This is a genomic window from Pedobacter endophyticus (assembly GCF_015679185.1).
Lineage (GTDB): Bacteria > Bacteroidota > Bacteroidia > Sphingobacteriales > Sphingobacteriaceae > Pedobacter > Pedobacter endophyticus.
Map to the genome: position 1 here is coordinate 3,145,006 of NZ_CP064939.1, position 19,188 is coordinate 3,164,193.

Genomic DNA, 19,188 nt, shown 5'->3' on the forward strand with positions numbered 1-19,188 from the left:
GAGAAATGTTAACGCATAAAAAAACAGCTCCGACAATTTCTTCTACCATGGTAAAAAAAATTTCGAAGCTGTATACTTATCTCAATTGAGAATGGTCTTTATCCCTTTTTTTTATCAGCGTAACCAAACACTTTTTGCAGCAGCGTTGAACTCCGCGAACTCAGGTTATCACGTATTTTTAGTTCTTCTTTTGCTACCTCGACAAATAAACCGTCGATTGCTTTTTGCGTAACATAAGCTGTTAAGTCGGTGTTTACAGGTTTAACCAAAGGCAACCGATTGTATTGGTTAGTTAAGTCGCTGTAATATTTTGTGGCATTCACTTTATTTAGGCTTGCAGCCACTATCGGACTAAATTTTTGGCTAAGTTGCGCTGTAGTAACGCGTTTAAAATATGCTGTCGCGGCATCCTTGTTTCCTAAAAGGATATTGGTCGCATCAGTTAAGGTCATTTGTTTAATGGCCGATATAAAGATCGGCTTCGCCTCTGTGGCCGCGTCTTCGGCAGCGCGATTCAAACTCACAATCACATTATCGCAAAGCTTATTAAAACCGATGCTGCGCAGTGTTTTCTCTACCTTTTGGGCTTCGGGCGGCATTAAAATTTTGACAGCCAAATTTCCAAGAAATCCATCCTTTACCGAAAGCCTGTCCGCACCTGCAGAAACCCCAATTTGCAGCGCTTCCTTAATCCCTTGCCCAATTTCCAGTGTCGACGGTGTTCCGGATGCACTGGTTTTAGTGGTTTTTTCCGTTACCTTTTTAAAGATATCACTGAGTTTGATTTGGGCCTGCGTATTCAGGTTGGTAAATAATAAAAGTACAAATGCGGCAGATAGAAAACTAATTTTTTTCATTAATGAGGGGTTTATCTTTTATGCTAAGCAAATCTTTTGCCATAAGTCTGGCCGATTTTACTACGCTCAAAAATTCGGAACGATAGCCTTCTTTGTCCTTGCCTTTTGCATTTTCGGCCAGCGTTATTACCTGCTCAAAGGTAGCATTTTGTTTGAACGAAGAGTTTCTTAAAATCATACCAAATTCTGCAACCGCAGCAGCGAACCTAAAATTATCGGTAGTAGTGCCAAAGCCCAGTGCATTGTCGGTAACACCTTTAGTTAACAATTTGCTTATACTGCCTTTAGGGTCCTTGTAGCGAAGTTTAACCGTCAACATTTCGCCGGCGAAGCTACCATTGGATGGACTATTTTTCTGATATTTCAATTCATCAACATTTCCCGACAGTACATCTTTTGCGCCAACAGGAATAATTTCATATAAAGCGGTAACCGTATGTCCGGAGCCAATTTCGCCGGCATCTTTTTTATCGTCGTTAAAATCTTCTTTATCAAGCAGGCGGTTTTCGTATCCAATTAAACGGTAAGACTGAACTTTGGCCGGGTTAAACTCTATTTGCAACTTCACATCCTTTGCCACTGTAAATAAGGTTCCTCCAAATTCGTTTACCAGAACTTTTCTGGCTTCGCTCAAATTGTCGATGTAAGCGTAATTCCCATTGCCCTTGTCGGCCAGTATCTCCATTTTACTATCTTTGTAGTTCCCCATTCCATAGCCCAGCACAGTTAAAAATATGCCGCTTTTTCTTTTTTCTTCAATGAGGCTTTGCATTTCAGCATCACTATTGGCACCCACGTTAAAATCGCCGTCAGTAGCCAGAATTACGCGGTTGTTTCCGTTTTTAACAAAATTTTCGCCGGCAATTTTATAAGCCAACTGAATTCCTTCGCCGCCCGCTGTCGAGCCACCTGCACGCAGTTTATCAAGCGCATCTTTAATCCTGGTTTTTTCATCGCCGCTTGTGGCTGGCAAAACCACGCCCGAGCTGCCGGCATACACTACAATCGCCACCTTATCCTTTGCCCTCAACTGGTTTGTTAACAGCTTAAAAGACGAAATAAGCAAAGGCAATTTATTTTGATCTTGCATAGAGCCCGAAACATCAATCAGAAACACAAGATTAGATGCAGGCAAGTTATCCGTTGGAATTGTTTTAGCTTGCAATCCAATTTGCACTAATCTGTGCTCCTTGTTCCATGGCGCCGCAGCAATTTCGGTGATAATGTTTACAGGTGCATCGCCCTTTGGCTGTTCATAGTCGTAATCAAAGTAATTGATCATCTCTTCTATTCTCACCGCATCGGTTGGCGGAAGGGCGCCACCATTTACAAACCTTCTAACATTTGCATACGATGCGGCATCAACATCAATCGAAAATGTAGAAAGCGGATCGCTTTGGGCTTTATGAAATGCGTTTTCAGCAATTTTTGCATAACTTTCCTGGCTCGGAACCGCGTAAATCCTCGGTTTATAGCCCCCAATTATCGAAATACCGGCAACTCTGCCTTGCATGGGAGCATAGCCCCGCACGGTAGAAACCGCCCCTGTAACAACCTTTCTGTTTTGCGCCGCGTAACCAACAACAACGAGCTCTTCAAGCGAACGCGAATCGGCAATGAGTTTAACATGGTAGTTTTTTGCTTTTCCAATCTTGACTACCTGCGATACAAAACCAATATGCGAAATCCTTAATTCGGTGTCCTGATCTGTTACCTTGATGCTAAATTCGCCGTTGGTGTTTGTCGTTACCATTTGCTTGCTTTGCACTGTAGCCACAACGGCTCCGGGCAGCGCAACATTTCCATCGGTAACGGTCCCGGTAATTAGGCGTGTTGTGCCTGGCTTAAAGCTCATTAGTATAAGCAATGCGGTTAAGGATAAAAGTAGCTTTTTCATCATGTTAATTTTAGGAATGATGGAGTTACCACTGCTTTTCCATATCGATACTCGAAAATATTTTTTATACTTGAGGATAATTTGTTAGAGCTACACAGTTTTTGAGGTTTATAAAAAATACAGCTGGAAATAACCAGAAAGAAGATGCAGAATTAATTGCCGAGTATAAAAACAGCGGCAATTTAGATGCATTGGGTACGCTTTATAACAAATATATGCACCTGGTTTTTGGGGTATGCCTAAACTATTTTAAGGATGAAGAACTAAGCAAGGATGCCGTAATGCAGATTTTTGAGGAATTGGTAACCAAGCTTAAAATACACGAAGTGCAGAACTTTAAAAGCTGGTTACATGTACTTACCAGGAACCACTGTTTAATGGCTCTGAGAAAATCTGCTAAACAAAACAACGTTTCAATAGACGATACCTTTGTGGAAAATACTGATTTTGTGCATCTTGATATCGACGACACAAAAGAAACACAGCTTACCGTGATGGAAAAGTGTATGGAAACTTTGCCCGAAGAACAGCGAAAAAGCGTAGATTTATTTTATTTGCAAGAAAAATGCTATAAAGAAGTGGCCGAAATTACGGGCTACGATATGCTTAAAGTGAAAAGCTACATTCAAAACGGTAAGCGGAATTTAAAGATTTGTATAGAAAGGAATAGTGGTGAATAACGACTGGTTAGATATAGATGTGCTTGAAGATTACCTCGATGGTAAGCTTGATGCCAAGGCCATGCACTTTGTTGAACGCCAGGCGTTAGATGATCCTTTTGTGGCTGAGGCCCTGGAGGGTTTGCGCCAATCGCCAAAACGCAAACAAACGCTTTCGATATTGCAAAAGCAGCTTTACGATAGGGTATCACAAAAACCGATCAGGCGCAAAATGTGGGGTGTTACTACACAGCGTTTAAGTATTGCAGCAACAGCTACGGTTGCTTTCATTGCTGTGAGCATCTTGTTCTTTATGCGTGAAACCAGTCGCAAAAATGCCGAAAATGCGGCAAGAAAGGCTGATGGCATTGTTGTAAATTTAGATACGAATAAAGCACTTGCCACTACTAAAGCAGCGCCGAAAGACACCTTAAAAGGGCCGGCTTCTACATCGGCTTTTATAGATGAGGCAATTGTTAAGGCGAAAACAGGAGATTTGGCAAAAAATACGAAAGGTGCTCCGGCAGAACTTTCTAACCCACCTATAACGGTGCCACAAGCAGATCAGGAAGTAGCTATTTTGAGTACGAAAAAGAAAGAGGTGCTTGCGAGAAGAAGTGATGTCTCCGTGTTAAACGAAACAGTGGTATCGGCATCTCCCAATATGGCTTCCGGCAAAATTGTATTCTCCGGAAATGTAATCGACCAGGCTAATGGTAAGCCCATTGGCGGAGCTGTTGTTCGGCTAGCCGGATCGCGAAATGTAACTGCTACTAATGCAGATGGTTCTTTTGCCTTGCCTGCCGACAGCAGCTCGAAAGATCAAAATCTGTTGGTGAGTGCCATCGGCTTTAAAGAAATTCCGGTAGCGGGAATGCAAGACCCGAACGCCATTAGAAATGCCATGACAGGAGACAAATCGATACAGGAGATTGCGTTGATTACGGGCTCCAATGGCCGTAAAAAGGAAAATATTGCTGCCCCGAAAATTACGCTCAGAGCGGAGCAGAACCTGAACGGGAAACCGAACGAAGAGATTATGAAACCCATCCCGGTCTCGACCATAAACTACAACGAATATTTGGAGCGAAACAACAAGCTGTATAATCCGAAAGGCCCTGAAAAATATGTAATTTTAAGCTTTAAGGTTAAAAAGAATGGCCGTCCTACAGATGTTTCGGTGATAAAATCGTTGAATAAAAATGCAGATGCTGAGGCGAAACGACTTATTGTGGAAGGTCCCGATTGGGTGCTGCCCAAAAACGGGAATAATGTTGTTGAGCTGAGTGTAAAGTTTTAGCAAATTTAGATTTTCACCTTAGATATTAATGGTTGTTTTTATGAACGATCGTCATTGCGAGGTACGAAGCAATCCCCCTTTCAAAACAGATTGCTTCGTGCCTCGCAATGACGGAAAAACTCTATACTGATGTATAAACTACCAATTACAGCACCGGTTTTGTCATGCTGAGTAACAGCCTGCCCCGATCCGATAGCTATGGGATTCTAGGGAAAGCATCCGCAACCTACATTGCACCGTCCTTGCCCCTTCACTTACCCCCTTTTGGCCAGTGGTTTGTTGGCGTTCTGCGTTTCATCGCTTGGAGATCCTTCGTTGCATTCAGGATGACACCGCGGCCTAGCTAGTGATGGGCAATGCATGCTTTAATCCAGCCCAACCCCATAAAACAAAAAAGACTAAAGCAATCATTGCCTTAGTCTTTGGATTTACTTCTAGGGATGTTAATTACTTTACATAATAAATTATGGCGTAAATAATTGCCGCGAGTGTAGCTGACACGGGAATGGTTAATATCCATGCCCAAATAAGGTTTATGGTTACGCCCCAACGTACCGCCGATACACTTTTCACAACACCCACACCCACAATTGATCCTGTAATGGTGTGCGTTGTAGATACCGGAATACCAAAATGTTCGGTAATACCGAGCGTTACTGCACCTGCACCTTCGGCTGCAACGCCTTCTAAAGCGGTGACCTTGGTAATTTTTGAGCCCATTGTTTTAACAATCTTCCAGCCGCCGCTCATGGTACCTAACGATATTGCAGAGTAACACGCGATTGGAACCCAGGCTGGCATGGCTTCAAAATTGGGAATTACTTTTGATGCAATTAATGCTGTAGCAATGATTCCCATTACTTTCTGTGCATCGTTACCGCCATGAAAGAAACTCAACGCGGCAGATGATAACAACTGCAGGCGTTTAAACCATTTCTCTGCCGTGGCCGGTTTTGCATAGCGGCAAATATTGATGATGATCAAAGTTAAAATAACCGATATTACCATACCAATTATCGGCGCTAAAACAATAAATGATACGATTTTTACCACGTAACCCATTTCAACTGCGGCCAGCGGACTGGCGCCGATAAGTAAGGCATGCGTCATTCCCGCACCTGCGAAACCGCCAATTAATGTGTGAGAAGAACTTGAGGGAATACCGTACCACCAGGTTAACAGATTCCAGATAATTGCTGCAACCAGGCCTGCAAGGATAACTTCTAATGTAATGTATTCTTCGATTACCGTTTTAGCAACCGTGTTGGCCACTTTATGATCGGTGAAGTAAAAATAAGCAGCGAAATTAAAAAGCGCCGCCCATAAAACTGCCTGAAAAGGCGTAAGGACTTTTGTAGAAACAACTGTTGCAATCGAGTTAGCGGCATCGTGAAAGCCGTTAATGTAATCGAAAGCAATAGCCAGAATTACAACAACAACCAGTAAGGTAGTTACCATGTTTGTGTTTTATTAAGCGTTTTTAACCAAGATAGTTTCCAGCACATTCGCTACATCTTCGCACTTGTCTGTTGCCTTTTCTATCGTTTGTAAAACCTCTTTTTGTTTAATCAATTCAATAGCGTCAGTTTCATATTCAAACAAACGGGCAACAGCCAGTGTAAACACGTAATCGGCCTGGTTTTCGCCACTGTTAATGCGAATACAAGCATCGGCTATAACACGTATGTTTTTGAAACTGCGTAGTTCTTTAATTGCTTTATCAATATCGGTACACATTTCGACTAATAGCTCGGCTATTTTTACAATAGGCTCGCTAATTTCGTTCATGTTGTACATTTGCATCCGATTGGCCGTACCGTAAATGTAATCGGCAACATCATCAACGGCGGTTGCCAACTGGTGGATGTCTTCTCTATCGAAAGGCGTAATAAAGTTCCGACTTAGCTCAAGGAAAATTGAATGGGTAATGTCGTCGCCAACGTGTTCCAAGCGCTCAATTTCCTTAAAAATGGCTTTTCTGCTTTCTGCATCGGCCGTGCTTACCATCTCTAAAAGCGCTTCAGCTATCTTTAAAGCGTTTATTCCAGCTTGCTCAAACAGAGGATGAAATTTTTTGTCTTGAGGGGTAAAGAACTTAAAAATATTGTTCATGTTAATTTTAATATGAAGCAAAGCTACGAGCCCAATGTTAAGTTAATGTTAATTTCTTAATTATATTAAGAAATTGCCTCGGTTTTACGCTGTTGTTACATCAGCCTCACCTGGTTGATAATGAATAAATAACGACAAAAAATAGCTGGGTCGGCTTAGGCTTGTTGGCATTGGCCTCAGGCATAGAGCCCCCAAATTGAGGAAATGGCAATATTACCTTTCGATAGACATACAGGGTTGGTTTTATTTTAAACCGCAGCGCATTATCCAACTTTTTGGAGGGTGAAGGCAAAAGTGGTTCCGATTCCGGGTGTACTACGTACAGAAATAGTTTGCTGGTGCGCTTCGAGGATGTGTTTAACAATGGCCAGCCCGAGCCCTGTTCCGCCAACTTCTCTGGCCCTGTGGCTATCGATGCGGTAAAAGCGCTCAAATAACCGGGCAAGGTGTTTCTCTTCAATCCCAATTCCATTGTCGGTTACCTCGATCAAGAACTGATCGTGAAGCTCGAAAATTTTTATCGCCGTTTCGCCATTTTCGATACCGTATTTTATGCTGTTCTCTAAAAGGTTGATCAGCACCTGACGGATTTTTTCGCGATCTGCATTTACTGTCGTTAGCGCGGTGTACTTATCCTTAAAAAACAGCTTCATTTGTTTTGCTTTGGCCCTGTCCTCGAGATTTTCCATAACCTCTTTAGCCAGCTGAACAAAATCGAACTTTTGGAAGTTTATTGGCGATTCTCCGGTTTCCAGCTTAGCAATAACATCCAGATCGTTAATGAGATAACTTAACCGTTCGACATTGTTCTCGGCCTTTTTCAGAAACTTAATGGCCATCTCCGGATCATCATCTATACACTCTTGCAGGGTTTCTATGTAGCCTTGAATGGCAAACAAAGGGGTTTTAAATTCGTGCGAAACATTGGAAAGAAATTCCCTCCTAAACTGCTCTTGTTTTTTTAACAGGTCTATCTCCTTTTTCTTGGCTCCGGCCCACTCCTTAACCTCTTGCTCAACATCGTTAATCGGGTCGTCGCTAACATATTCGCCGAGCGCATCTTTTAAATCTTTACCTAATTTAAGGTTGTGAATCAGTTTATAAATCAACTTGATTTTAGTGTAAATGTATTTTTCAAGCAGGTAATAGAACACCAAAAAACTACTCAAAAAAGATACGCCGAATGAAATGGCAAGATAATACCAGCTATGCTGAAAGTAGAAATTTACCATGCCGATAGACAGCGCAACGGCAAGGGCAGTAAATAAGACCAACACACTTAATTTCATGGTGCAATTTAGCTGTTTTATGTTAATTGATTGTTAAGCAATTGCGAGGTGCTTAATGTAAGCCATCAGAGATAGGGTGTTTTTACAACTGCTTCTCGGTTAAATATCGCCAATATCTTTTTGGCACGTGCTTAACATGGAGTTTGGTGTTTTTTCGGGATACAATGTTTGCACTTTTGAAGTAATCTTTCCATAAAACGCGATAGAGCTCTTCTTTTTCGTCCATCACAATGGCTTGCGGGGTTTTGCGATCGATCTCTTCCGCAAAATCTAGCGTTATTTCGGCAACAGTGTGGAGATCGTAATACAATCCATATTTACGTTTTAAGTCGTAAATAATCCATTGCTGGTCGGCATAACGGTTTTTAAAGTGCTTAGAAATGAGCGGCAGCACATTAAAGTCGGGTTCAATGGAGGCGTAGAACATGCCATCGCCTGTTTTTTGGAAGCGGATAAAAGCTTCCATTCTGTGCTTTTCCCGTTCCACACTTTTGGCGTACTTGGCAAGAGCAATAACGTGGTCGTTGCCAAAGTTTTTCTCGGCGCCAACACTGTTCTGAAATATATAAATGATGAACTGAAAGAGGTGATCATGAGCCTCAGAAAGTTCCGAAAGAAAAGTGCAATACACAACTCTTTGCCAGTCTTTCTTCAGCTTTTTTTGCAAACCGTTCCACACGCGGTCCGCCTTCGGCTGATCGGCTGCCACGGTAAAGCTCTCACTGAATGCATCAGGCTGGAACGTTTCAATCGATTTTAGCACTACCTGACCCGGCTTACGATCGAACCACTCGAAAACAGCTGTTAAAAACCCCGTGAAAGTGCCGTCAAAAATGTAGTTCATAAAAATTGTTGTTTATCTGTTGAGCGAGAGGCGTTTTAAAAGGTAAATATTTCTTAAAACGGTAGTGCGCAAAAATCCGATACCTTTCATTAAGATTCCGGCCTGCGCGGGATCCGATAGCTATCGGATGACGACCGCCTCCAAAATGCCAATCCTATTGATTTTTTCCTGAAAAATTAAAACTCAGGATGACAGCGTAAAAAACTGTTATCCAAACTCATTTGATTTGCAAAATTACCTCTCGGATGACGCATTTTGCACAAAGCCAAACTTTTAAAACAAGATTAATTGGTTACTATCTGTTTTTAAATATTTGCTCTGACTGTCGGCCAAAATGAAAGCCTTAATTTGCGTACCCTGATAATCTTTTAATTGATAAGGCGTATCAGCACAAAGGATGAAGTGTTTGGCCCGATTATAAGCGACGCCAATTTTTTTAAGCTGATCGATCCTGAGCTTACCGAATTTTCGTGCCTGTACAATTTTTTGTGCCGACATCACCCCTATTCCGGGTATTCGTAGAATCATTTTATAATCGGCAGTATTAATATCAACCGGAAAGTGTTGCATGTTTCTAATCGCCCAGCTTAATTTTGGATCTATGTCAACATCGAGGTTCGGATTGGCATCGTTCAGAATTTCCTGCACCTTAAACCCATAAAATCGCATCAGCCAATCGGTTTGATACAGTCGGTTTTCTCTTAGCAACGGCGGCTTGGTACCTAAAACGGGCATTCGCGAATCGTTGCTTATTGGCACATAACCAGAATAATAAACCCGCTTCAATGAAAAATTCTTATAAAACGAATTTGCGGTGTACATGATATCTTTGTCACTTTCGGGCGTTGCACCTATTACCATTTGTGTACTTTGGCCGGCCGGAACAAACTGAGGCACGTGTTTAATCAGCTTTTTTTCTTCTGTAAACTGCTTTATGTTTTGCTGAACAAAGCTTAAAGGCTTAATTACATCGGCGTGGCTTTTTTCGGGAGCGAGGAGCTTCAATCCTGCTTCAGTTGGCATTTCAAGATTAATGCTCATTCTATCGGCATACAAACCCGCCTCTTTTACGAGCTCATCGCTTGCACCAGGAATGGTTTTAAGGTGAATATAACCGTTGTAATTCTGTTCTAATCGAAGCTTTTTACACACGAGCAAAAGCCTTTCCATAGTGAAATCGGCATTCTTAAAAATGCCCGAACTCAGAAAAAGACCTTCTATATAGTTTCTCCGATAAAAGTTCATCGTCAAATCGACCACTTCATCAACTGTAAATGCAGCCCTTTTAATATCGTTACTTTTTCGAGAAACACAGAACAGGCAGTCGTAAATGCAATGATTGGTTAAAAGAATTTTTAGCAAAGAAACACAACGCCCATCTTCTGTGTAGGTGTGGCAAATACCCGAAGTATGCCCATCTCCTAATCCTTTGTTATGATTTTTTCTGGTGCTGCCGCTTGATGAGCACGAAACATCATACTTCGCCGCATCGGCAAGAATATTTAACTTTTCACGAATTCGATCTGATGACATACGCCTTATTTTTACTAACAAAAATAGCTATTAAACTAAATATATTAGCATAAATACATTTTAAAGGCACTCTTTTACAGAATATACTAATCGTACCTTATTCGGGCGACCTTTTTATGGTGATGATTCTTGACCTGATACCGCAGATGATCGAGAATAAAAGTTTCCTGATAATATTGGAGCTCTGAAAAAAACTTTTCGGCCTCTAACTCATGGTTATTGAGTGCGCTGAAGTTGGCCACGAAGTTGGGGCTTTTAAACTTGATTTGATAAAGATGGGTGCCTTCGTTATTATCGAAAACCTCTTTTATGTTGTCAACGTTATCCCACTGGCTAGAAAACTCAGACAGGCTATATAAGAAAGACCTATTCAGTTTAAAAGTGATGCCCTTATTGCTTAAAGAAACGGTCGTAGAAACATAAATCTGCGTATTTTTTATCCACAGTAAAAACAGCGTTAACAAAATAATCGATATCGATACAATCGTTAACAACAAAGGCGTCGAAAATAATGACGAAAGGCTAAAAAGGAAATAAAATAAACATGGTAGGAATGCAAGCGGTATCCCGACCATCATTATCATTAAAACGCTATTTTTATGATATTTTAATTTATAGGAATGCATGAGAGACTATTTTAAGTAAAAGTAAATCTTAAACATTCAAAATCAAATACTTATATCTGTGTATTGGCAAGGTGTTAGTTGCCCTCCCACTCATTGTAAAATTGATCTAAGTAAATCAGCATAAAATTGTGTCTTTCGATGGCAATTTCCTTTCCTGCTGATGTATTCATCATGTCTTTTAATAAAAGCAGTTTCTCGTAGAAATGGTTTATCGTTGGTGCGGTTGTATTTTTATAACTGTCTTTGGTTAAGTGTTGCTCGGGCTTTATTGCAGGATCGTAAAGCACCCTGTTTTTAAAGCCACCGTAAGTGAAGGCCCTGGCAATGCCAATGGCCCCGATTGCATCGAGCCTATCCGCATCCTGAACAATTTGCATTTCTTTGGAGGTGAATCCTGCATCATCGAAACTGTTTTTGAAAGACATGTGCTGAATAATCAGTTTTACATGTTTAACTGTTTCGGCGTCTACTTTAAGCGATAACAGGAAAGCTTCGGCAATGTTTGGGCCTAAATCTTCATCGCCGCTATTAAATTTAGGGTCGGCAATATCATGAAGCAAAGCGGCAAGGGTTACAACAAGTGCGTCGCCATTTTCTTTGGCGTTAATGTTTTGAGCAGTTTTAAAAACCCGTTCAATATGAAACCAGTCGTGTCCTGCCTCTGCATTTGCCAGGGTCTGCTTTACAAATTGGATTGTTTTTAAAATGAAATGCTGCATAAGAAATCTTTTATTCAAAGATATTGCAAAAATGCAGCCTAAAAAAACCTTTTTAACAGTAGCAGCTTAACCAGCTGCCACTGCTCTGTTTTCATCATCAGCAATGATCTTAATTAAATCATTGTGATTAAGGGTTAACAAATGGGTTACTTCTACCTCCAAAATATCAGCAACTTGAAAAAGCCGTTCAATGGTTAACTTACTGTAACCCAGCTCAATTTTGCTATAGGCATTTTGAGATATTTTAAGTTTTGCTGCCAAATAATCTTGAGTATAGTCTCTGTATTCTCTAATTTTTCTAATGTTCCCGGCAACATTTTTTGTCTTTAAAGCCACTACATCTTCCATAAAATAGGGATAAATTTTAAATGTTTCTACTAGATACGGTTTTTTTTTCTATTTAGATTTTTGTAACATGATTTAAACATTTTACAAGCGATCTCGCGAAACGGATTTTAATTAAAAATATTATAACAAAGCTACAACCTAAAAGTTTAATGTACTCGCTTTTTGTGTCGAAATTATGCTACGCTCCGAAAACCTCACTTCTTAAAATTTCGTTTCTTAAATAACCTGCGGTAATGTGCTGGTTTAGAAGGAATTAGCTTATAACCTCAGACAGAGCAGGCATTATTGAAATTAGAAACGTTATGAAACTTCAAGTTTAATGGGAACGGTGATGATTGTCATCATTCTGCTCCAGATCTTTATTAATTATGCAAAAACATTGCTAACTATAAAAACAGGTCAGCAAATTGACGCAAGGCTCATTTTGGGTTATTATAAACATCCTTTAAAAAATTGTAGCGGTAGTACCGCAGGATGTGCATCTTTTTGCCGGAAATGTAATTGAAAACTTTGCCATTGGCGATATGGAGCCTGATATGAAAAAAGTAATCCGAATCTGTTCGCAATTGCACATCATGGATTTTATTGAGCGCCTACCCAACGGTTTCGATACCTATCTTAGCGAAAATGCCGCCAACCTTTCTGGTGGGCAACGGCAACGTTTGGCAATTGCCAGAGCGCTTTATCGCAATCCCGAAATCCTGATCCTTGATGAAACAACCTCATCTTTGGATTCTTCATCGGAAGAGCGCATCCATCATGCCATTTCGTTACTTCGCGAGCAGGGAAAAACGATTGTTTTAATTGCGCACCGCTTAAGTACGGTTTTTAATGCGATAAAATTGTTGTTTTGAAAGAGGGCAAATTAATAGAGGAAGGAACGCACACCGAGTTGGTTGAACTGGAGGGCCTGTACACCAATATGTGGCGCAAGCAGTCTCCTTCTATAACCGAAAGCATTAACAGAACGAAGAGAAAGAAGAATGAAAAAACAGAGGTTAAACGTTAATACAAGCCCCAATCGTCTTCAAATTCATCTTTTTCGAAGCATTTTACCCACTCGATAAATAGTAAGCGGAACTTTTCCATTTCATCGAGAACAATATCCTTATATTCTGGTGTGCAAATCTCAAACATATCTGCAGCCCTTACCTGCGTTTCGAGCTCACGAGAGTTAGTCCGAATAATTGACGCATTCTCCATTCTCAAAATGTACATATCAGCTCCTTCAGCTCCGATTATTTTAGGACAGAGCATCAATGCGTTTTGCATGATGAGGTTGGCTGTCATTTCGGCCATTTCGCCAGCTAACGTTTCGCAAAATAAAGCCGAGTATTTGTAAACAGATCGGGCTTGATTATAAAGGTTCTTTGCCCTGGATGCTTTAATTCTGACTTTTTCAGTTTCGTGCGATGATAGATTTTCTTCATCTTCATCATCTCGACCGAAGCGGTTGAAATGTTCCCATTCAGGCATGTGGTCCATGTCATCAAATTCCATATTTTTAATTTTTTTTACGTTTATGGTGCCTATATAAAGCGTAAGATATTAAATTTCAGGCAGAAAATTAAATTTCTGCCTGTGGAATCCTCCGAGACCCGTCGTATAATTCGTATTCGAGCATGCGGCAATCGAGTTTTCCGTTATAAAACTCAATTTTTCTAGATGCCTTAAGCCCGATCTTTTTTGCCAGGTCGGGGTTTCCGGTAAAAATATACCCCGAGTAGCCTTTGCATTTGGTTTTCATAAAATCGCCCATGCGTTTGTAGGTCAGTTCCAGCTTGCTGTGCACGCCAAGGCGTTCGCCATATTCGGGGTTAAACACCACTACCCCTTTTCCATCTTCGGGCACGGGGGTTAGCTCAAAATCGCAAACCTCAAAATCAATCAAGGTGTCAACGCCTGCCGTTTTTGCATTTCTACGGGTTACTTCAACGGCATCTTCTGAAATATCTGAGGCTACAATCTTCAGATCTACATTTTTAATTACCTGATCTTTTAAAACCCTGCGCTCGGCAAAAAATGCCTGTTCATCGTAACCTAAAATATGCATAAAGCCGTAGTTCATGCGGTATAATCCCGGCGCCCGGTTGGTTGCAATCAGTGCGGCCTCAATGGCCAAAGTTCCCGATCCGCACATGGGATTTACGAAAGGCGATTTCCGATCCCATTTTGTAGCGTAAACTGCGCCTGCTGCCAGGGCTTCTAACATGGGGGCCTTGCCCGGAATTTTACGGTAGCCGTGCTTAGCAAGCGTTTCTCCTGAGGTATCGATAAACACATCGGCATCGGCATCTTTCCAGTATAAATGTACCACAGCTTTATTGGCATCAGAACCAGAATTAGGACGAATGCCTTTCTTTTCTTTCATCCGATCTACAATGGCATCTTTTACCTTCAAGTTAGCAAAAAGGGGTGTGGTAATATTTGGATTATCCACATTGGAGGTAACAGAGAAATAGCCAGCAAAATCGATTAATTCTTCCCACTCAATCGCCTTAATTTCAGTATATAAATCATCGGGTGTAATCGCCTTAAAATTCTTTATAGCGTATAAGATCTGACTGGCGCAACGCAAGTTCAAATTTAGCTTTATGCACTCGGTAAGGGTTACATTAAGCTCAACGCCGGTAGGAAATGCTCTTTCGATTGTATAACCGAGCGCCGTAACTTCATCTTGTAAATAGGGAGAAAGGCGCTTATTGCAGGTGATGATAACCTTGCTTTTATTGTGGAAAACTTGCATCATAATATATGCGAAGTTATCAATAAAATTATTGAGATTTGATGTTTAGAGTACAATATTAGCATTAGTTATGGAAATTAAAGGAAAAGTACACGAAGTAGGTGCAACGCAGCAAGTGAGCGAAACGTTTAAAAAACGTGATTTGATAGTTGAATACGCAGAAAACCCAACATACCCTGAATATATTCGTTTTGAGGCTTTACAAGATAAAACTGCATTATTAGATTCGCTTAAAGCGGGTGATGAGGTAGAGGTTTTCTTCAATTTACGCGGTCGCCCGTGGACAAATAAAGAAGGTGTAACCTCATACTTTAACAGTTTGGTTGTATGGAGAATCAATGCTGTTGAAACTACACCAGTAACCGCGGCGCCTGCTACTGTTGCGCCTGTTGATGTAAGCAATACCACTGGCGAAGATGATGATTTGCCTTTCTAAATAAAGATTCTTTTTTAAGCAAACAATTTTGAACCATGCCGGGGCCTAAAGCCCCGGCATTTTTTTTAAATCATTCGTAAGGATTTTAAACCATTGCCGACTCATACCAATAGAGCAGCGTGGCTCGCCTTAAAAATCATACAGAATGGATCTATCAAAACACAGCACAACTACAAGCACAAAATTATTTTCAACAGGATATTACCTTTCGATATTTGGTTTGACAGTGATTTTACTATGGCTAGGCATCTTTAAATTTACGGCTGCCGAGGCTGCAGCAGTGAAGCCCTTACTGGCCAATCATCCTTTTAGTGCGTGGATGTACAACGCCTTCAGTGTTCAAACGGTTTCGAACATTGTAGGTACATTCGAAATTTTAACCGTGTTATTTCTGTTGTTGGGCCTTCTTTATCGCTTTTTCAAAATACTCGCCAATGCAGCGCTGATCATCACGTTTGTAACCACAACAAGTTTTTTATTTACTACGCCTGGCATTTTTAAAGCAGTTGAAGGCATTCCCGTTACCGATTTCTTTATCCTCAAAGATCTGCTTCTTTTAGGTGCAAGCTTAATGGTACTAAATGTTCCAAACGGCGAAATAAAGTACATAGTAGATTCTATTTTTTCTGATCGCCAAAAACGAAAAGACATTTAAACTATTGCAATTGAGATAAAAGCCCTAAAATAAGGCATCTTGCTTCGTTGTTAAAATATGTTAAAAACAAGCACATCAGCATGTTATTGGTTAATTTTGAACAATTGATTAAAAAGAGGAATTCCCTGGCCTCAGATAACGATTGATCACCAATTAATGAAAAAAAGAAGCTTTTGGTTAATTACCGTTTTAATGACGGTGGCCCTACTTGGTGTTTTTGTAATGCAGCTGTATTACATCAGGGAATCGTATAAGCTAAAATCGCAACTTTTCGATGAGCAGGTAAACCAAACTTTAACTTCGGTTGTAAACAAGGTTCAAAGAAGAAACGTTGCCGATCATTTAAATAGAAAAGATGCCGAAAACAAGCTGAGGCAGCTGCAGGATTCGAGGCAGCGGGCGTTGGACATCAAGGATTTGCGACAACAATTTGCACGGGAAGCCGAGCTTAGGCGGGCTGAACGCGAAAATGAAATAGAAAACTACCTCAATCAGCAAGATAGCATCATTCGTGTCTCTTATCGTGCCCCAAACGTGATTTCGGAACGTGAATTTACCTCGCTGACCACAAAAAACGGCGACAGACTTGATATGCAAATGGATGCATTCATTGATAGCAGAAGTCTTGTTTTAAAAGGTTACAGCATGCGCACGAAGCCGTTTGCCCCACCCCCAAAGGCATTTGAATTTCGAACCCTTCAAAACCTGCCCGATTCGTTGCGCTATCTGGTATTCGACCCTATGGATGGTAAACCACTTACGGTTAGTGTGGCAAAAATTTCCGACGATCTGGAAAAAAAATATAAGCGGGAGGATGATATCGCCAGAAAGAAGTTAGCGCTTAAAATTGCTGCATTAGGTAAAGATACTTTCTCTTATACCCGATTGAGCATGGTTGAAGATGTTTCAAAAGAGTTGCAAGAAACCCACATCCCAATCTATAAACGCATTAATTTCGATTCGTTAGGCCAGCTGCTCAAAGCAGAGCTACTTGCCCATAACATTACCCTCGAGCCGTCTTACCGTGTATCACTGGCAAAAAAAGATTCAACCATTTACATCACTACGGCCAATGTTGAAGGCGAATTTTTACCCGAAAACACCTATAAAACACCGCTGTTTGGAAACGATATTTTTCGCGATCCGGGGATGTTGTTTGTTAGCTTTCCCAATAAAAACTCAGCCATTATTGCTAATTTAAGTGTAACACTCGCTTCTTCAATCGGGCTGCTCCTTGTACTCGTTTTTATATTTTCTTACACCCTTTACGCCATTTTAAAACAAAAGAAAATATCAGAGATGAAAACGGACTTCATCAACAACATGACGCACGAGTTCAAAACGCCCGTAGCAACCATAATGATTGCAAGCGAAGCACTGAAAGACCCGGAGGTTACCGAAGACAAAAACCGGTTAAAACGTTTGGCTAATATTATTTACGACGAAAATGTGCGCCTGGGAAGTCATATCGAACGCGTTTTAAGCATTGCCCGCTTAGAAAAAGGCGAACTTAAAATGGAAAACACCGAGGTTGATATGAACGATCTTATTGTAATTGTGCTCGACAGCATGAGCTTGCAGCTGCAGAAAAAAAATGCCATTGTTCAGGTAAATACCAACGCCGAACATGCCGTGGTTTTTGGCGATGAATTGCACCTATCGAACGTAATTTACAACCTAATTGATAATGCCAACAAATACAGTAGCGAAACGCCAGAAATTATCATAAACACACGCAATACAAATAAAAACCTGATTATTGAAATTACCGATAAGGGCATCGGCATGACAAAGGAACAATCGAAACGGATTTTCGATCAGTTTTATCGGGTACCAACTGGCAACCTGCACGATGTTAAGGGCTTTGGCCTGGGCTTAAATTATGTTCAAGACATTATTAAACAGGCAAATGGCAGCATTAAGGTAAACAGCGAAAAAGATAAAGGTACTACGTTCGAAATATCTTTACCTTTAGCAGTCGGTTAGCTATCGGGGCAAAGATGCAATTTATCGATACATCGATGCTTTTAAAGTTTTATCATAATATCGCAACGTATTAATTGTAGTACAAATTAAACCGTTAAGTATATTCACCATCAAACTTAGTATTGCTGTGCTTTAAATGCGATTAAATTAAAGAAACGAAACCGTTATTATTTTCCGATGGTACAACGGAACCATAAAATGATAACAGCTTCATCACCACTCGAAACAAATATAAACAGATGAAAAAAATACTTTTGGTTGAAGACGATCCGAATTTAGGTTTGTTGTTGCAAGATTACCTGCAATTAAAAGGCAAGTTTGATGTTGTGCTTTGCACCGAAGGTGATGAAGGCCTGAAAGCATTTAATAAGCAAAGTTTCGATTTGTGTATCCTTGACGTAATGATGCCAAAAAAGGATGGCTTTACGCTTGGCAAAGACATCAGAAAGGTAAATACCAACGTGCCGATCATCTTCGCAACCGCCAAAACCATGCTCGAAGATAAATCTGCAGCTTACGATTTGGGTGGCGATGATTATATCACAAAGCCATTCCGTATCGAAGAGCTTTTGCTCCGCATTAACGCCATGTTTAAACGCGTAGCCAATAAGGGCGATCAAGCTGAAGAAGCAGCCGAAACGCAATTCTCGGTCGGCAAATACACATTTGATTATACTACTCAAATTATAAGCAGCGGCGACGAACACCAAAAACTTTCGACAAAAGAAGCCGAACTGCTGCGCCTGCTCTGTTTAAAAAAGAACACCGTACTTACTCGCGAAGAAGCGCTGTTAAGCATCTGGCATGATGATAATTACTTCAACGGCCGCAGCATGGATGTGTTTTTAAGTAAACTGCGAAAATATTTACGCGGTGATTCGAACGTAGAAATCATTAATGTTCATGGCAAGGGTTACAAGCTTTTAGTAAGCTAATTGCATAATAGCAACATCACGATAAATAATTTAATTCAAAAATAATACCCATGCCTATATTATGGAACATGCGGGTAGTTATTTGGAGCGCAATGGCGGTGCAATAAAGCAAATTTGCTTGCACTTGTACGCTTCGCATCGTTGTTCCTCCTCGCTGCAGGGTACCGTTTCAATCGGAGCTAAACGGCAAATTATCTGCTTTTTATCGCGCAGGTATCAGTACCATCAGTTGAAAACCAAAGAGCA

The 19,188-nt window shown here is 40.7% G+C and carries 20 protein-coding genes; 8 read left to right on the top strand and 12 right to left on the bottom strand.

Annotation, left to right across the window (positions count from 1 at the left end):
- Positions 1–98: 98 nt before the first annotated feature.
- On the bottom strand, positions 99–857 hold the full coding sequence (locus IZT61_RS12685) for a DUF4197 domain-containing protein (RefSeq protein ID WP_196097270.1): 759 nt from the start codon (positions 855–857) through the stop codon (positions 99–101).
- Positions 844–2,757 carry a vWA domain-containing protein gene (locus IZT61_RS12690; RefSeq protein ID WP_317193159.1) on the bottom strand — a complete coding sequence of 638 codons (1,914 nt, stop codon included), beginning with the start codon at positions 2,755–2,757 and terminating at the stop codon, positions 844–846. Before IZT61_RS12690 ends, IZT61_RS12685 begins: the two co-directional genes overlap by 14 nt.
- A 98-nt stretch (positions 2,758–2,855) precedes the next feature.
- Here IZT61_RS12690 and IZT61_RS12695 point away from each other — a divergent pair, with 98 nt between their 5' ends.
- Together IZT61_RS12695 and IZT61_RS12700 are read left to right on the top strand one after the other, a co-directional pair.
- Entirely contained in the window at positions 2,856–3,434 is a 579-nt protein-coding gene (locus IZT61_RS12695) for an RNA polymerase sigma factor (protein ID WP_196097271.1), read from the top strand.
- On the top strand, positions 3,427–4,713 hold the full coding sequence (locus IZT61_RS12700; RefSeq protein ID WP_196097272.1) for a carboxypeptidase-like regulatory domain-containing protein: 1,287 nt from the start codon (positions 3,427–3,429) through the stop codon (positions 4,711–4,713). The genes IZT61_RS12695 and IZT61_RS12700 overlap by 8 nt, the downstream gene beginning before the upstream one ends.
- A 447-nt stretch (positions 4,714–5,160) precedes the next feature.
- Here the strand turns inward: IZT61_RS12700 and IZT61_RS12705 are convergent, their stop codons facing one another.
- The 8 genes from IZT61_RS12705 to IZT61_RS12740 all read right to left on the bottom strand — a co-directional run bounded on the left by IZT61_RS12705 (position 5,161) and on the right by IZT61_RS12740 (position 12,184).
- Positions 5,161–6,171 (bottom strand): inorganic phosphate transporter, encoded by a 1,011-nt coding sequence (locus tag IZT61_RS12705; protein ID WP_196097273.1) that lies wholly within the window; start codon positions 6,169–6,171, stop codon positions 5,161–5,163.
- Between the two features lie 12 nt (positions 6,172–6,183).
- A complete protein-coding gene (locus IZT61_RS12710; protein ID WP_196097274.1) occupies positions 6,184–6,825 on the bottom strand; it encodes a DUF47 domain-containing protein in 642 nt (213 codons plus the stop codon).
- 263 nt (positions 6,826–7,088) lie between these two features.
- Positions 7,089–8,114, bottom strand: coding sequence for a sensor histidine kinase (locus tag IZT61_RS12715; protein WP_196097275.1), 1,026 nt, complete (start codon positions 8,112–8,114; stop codon positions 7,089–7,091).
- Between the two features lie 82 nt (positions 8,115–8,196).
- Positions 8,197–8,958: a TIGR03915 family putative DNA repair protein gene (locus IZT61_RS12720; protein ID WP_196097276.1), complete on the bottom strand. Its 762-nt coding sequence runs from the start codon at positions 8,956–8,958 to the stop codon at positions 8,197–8,199.
- 273 nt (positions 8,959–9,231) lie between these two features.
- Positions 9,232–10,491: a putative DNA modification/repair radical SAM protein gene (locus IZT61_RS12725; RefSeq protein ID WP_196097277.1), complete on the bottom strand. Its 1,260-nt coding sequence runs from the start codon at positions 10,489–10,491 to the stop codon at positions 9,232–9,234.
- Positions 10,492–10,577: 86 nt separating this feature from the next.
- Complete coding sequence (locus IZT61_RS12730) at positions 10,578–11,117, bottom strand: hypothetical protein (protein WP_196097278.1); 540 nt, start codon at positions 11,115–11,117, stop codon at positions 10,578–10,580.
- Between the two features lie 74 nt (positions 11,118–11,191).
- A complete protein-coding gene (locus IZT61_RS12735) occupies positions 11,192–11,836 on the bottom strand; it encodes an HD domain-containing protein (protein WP_196097279.1) in 645 nt (214 codons plus the stop codon).
- A gap of 66 nt (positions 11,837–11,902) precedes the next feature.
- Entirely contained in the window at positions 11,903–12,184 is a 282-nt protein-coding gene (locus IZT61_RS12740; protein ID WP_196097280.1) for a helix-turn-helix domain-containing protein, read from the bottom strand.
- A 476-nt stretch (positions 12,185–12,660) separates the two neighbouring features.
- On the opposite strand from IZT61_RS12740, the gene IZT61_RS12745 reads away from it, so the two are divergent.
- The gene (locus tag IZT61_RS12745; protein WP_230383662.1) at positions 12,661–13,038 is read left to right on the top strand and encodes an ATP-binding cassette domain-containing protein; all 378 of its coding nucleotides are present in this window, start codon (positions 12,661–12,663) and stop codon (positions 13,036–13,038) included.
- Positions 13,035–13,193 (top strand): hypothetical protein, encoded by a 159-nt coding sequence (locus IZT61_RS22290; RefSeq protein WP_230383667.1) that lies wholly within the window; start codon positions 13,035–13,037, stop codon positions 13,191–13,193. Before IZT61_RS12745 ends, IZT61_RS22290 begins: the two co-directional genes overlap by 4 nt.
- On the opposite strand, the gene IZT61_RS12750 is transcribed toward IZT61_RS22290, so the two are convergent.
- Positions 13,190–13,684 (bottom strand): hypothetical protein, encoded by a 495-nt coding sequence (locus IZT61_RS12750; protein ID WP_196097281.1) that lies wholly within the window; start codon positions 13,682–13,684, stop codon positions 13,190–13,192. The two genes, IZT61_RS22290 and IZT61_RS12750, sit on opposite strands and share 4 nt — an antisense overlap.
- Before the next feature lie 67 nt (positions 13,685–13,751).
- Positions 13,752–14,930: a THUMP domain-containing class I SAM-dependent RNA methyltransferase gene (locus IZT61_RS12755; protein WP_196101305.1), complete on the bottom strand. Its 1,179-nt coding sequence runs from the start codon at positions 14,928–14,930 to the stop codon at positions 13,752–13,754.
- 70 nt (positions 14,931–15,000) lie between these two features.
- On the opposite strand from IZT61_RS12755, the gene IZT61_RS12760 reads away from it, so the two are divergent.
- The 4 genes from IZT61_RS12760 (at position 15,001) to IZT61_RS12775 (ending at position 18,942) form a co-directional block, all read left to right on the top strand.
- Positions 15,001–15,366: a DUF3127 domain-containing protein gene (locus tag IZT61_RS12760; RefSeq protein WP_196097282.1), complete on the top strand. Its 366-nt coding sequence runs from the start codon at positions 15,001–15,003 to the stop codon at positions 15,364–15,366.
- Between the two features lie 145 nt (positions 15,367–15,511).
- Entirely contained in the window at positions 15,512–16,021 is a 510-nt protein-coding gene (locus tag IZT61_RS12765; protein ID WP_196097283.1) for a DUF417 family protein, read from the top strand.
- Between the two features lie 156 nt (positions 16,022–16,177).
- Positions 16,178–18,007 carry a sensor histidine kinase gene (locus IZT61_RS12770; protein WP_196097284.1) on the top strand — a complete coding sequence of 610 codons (1,830 nt, stop codon included), beginning with the start codon at positions 16,178–16,180 and terminating at the stop codon, positions 18,005–18,007.
- 239 nt (positions 18,008–18,246) lie between these two features.
- Positions 18,247–18,942 carry a response regulator transcription factor gene (locus tag IZT61_RS12775; RefSeq protein WP_196097285.1) on the top strand — a complete coding sequence of 232 codons (696 nt, stop codon included), beginning with the start codon at positions 18,247–18,249 and terminating at the stop codon, positions 18,940–18,942.
- The last annotated feature ends 246 nt before the right edge of the window (positions 18,943–19,188 follow it).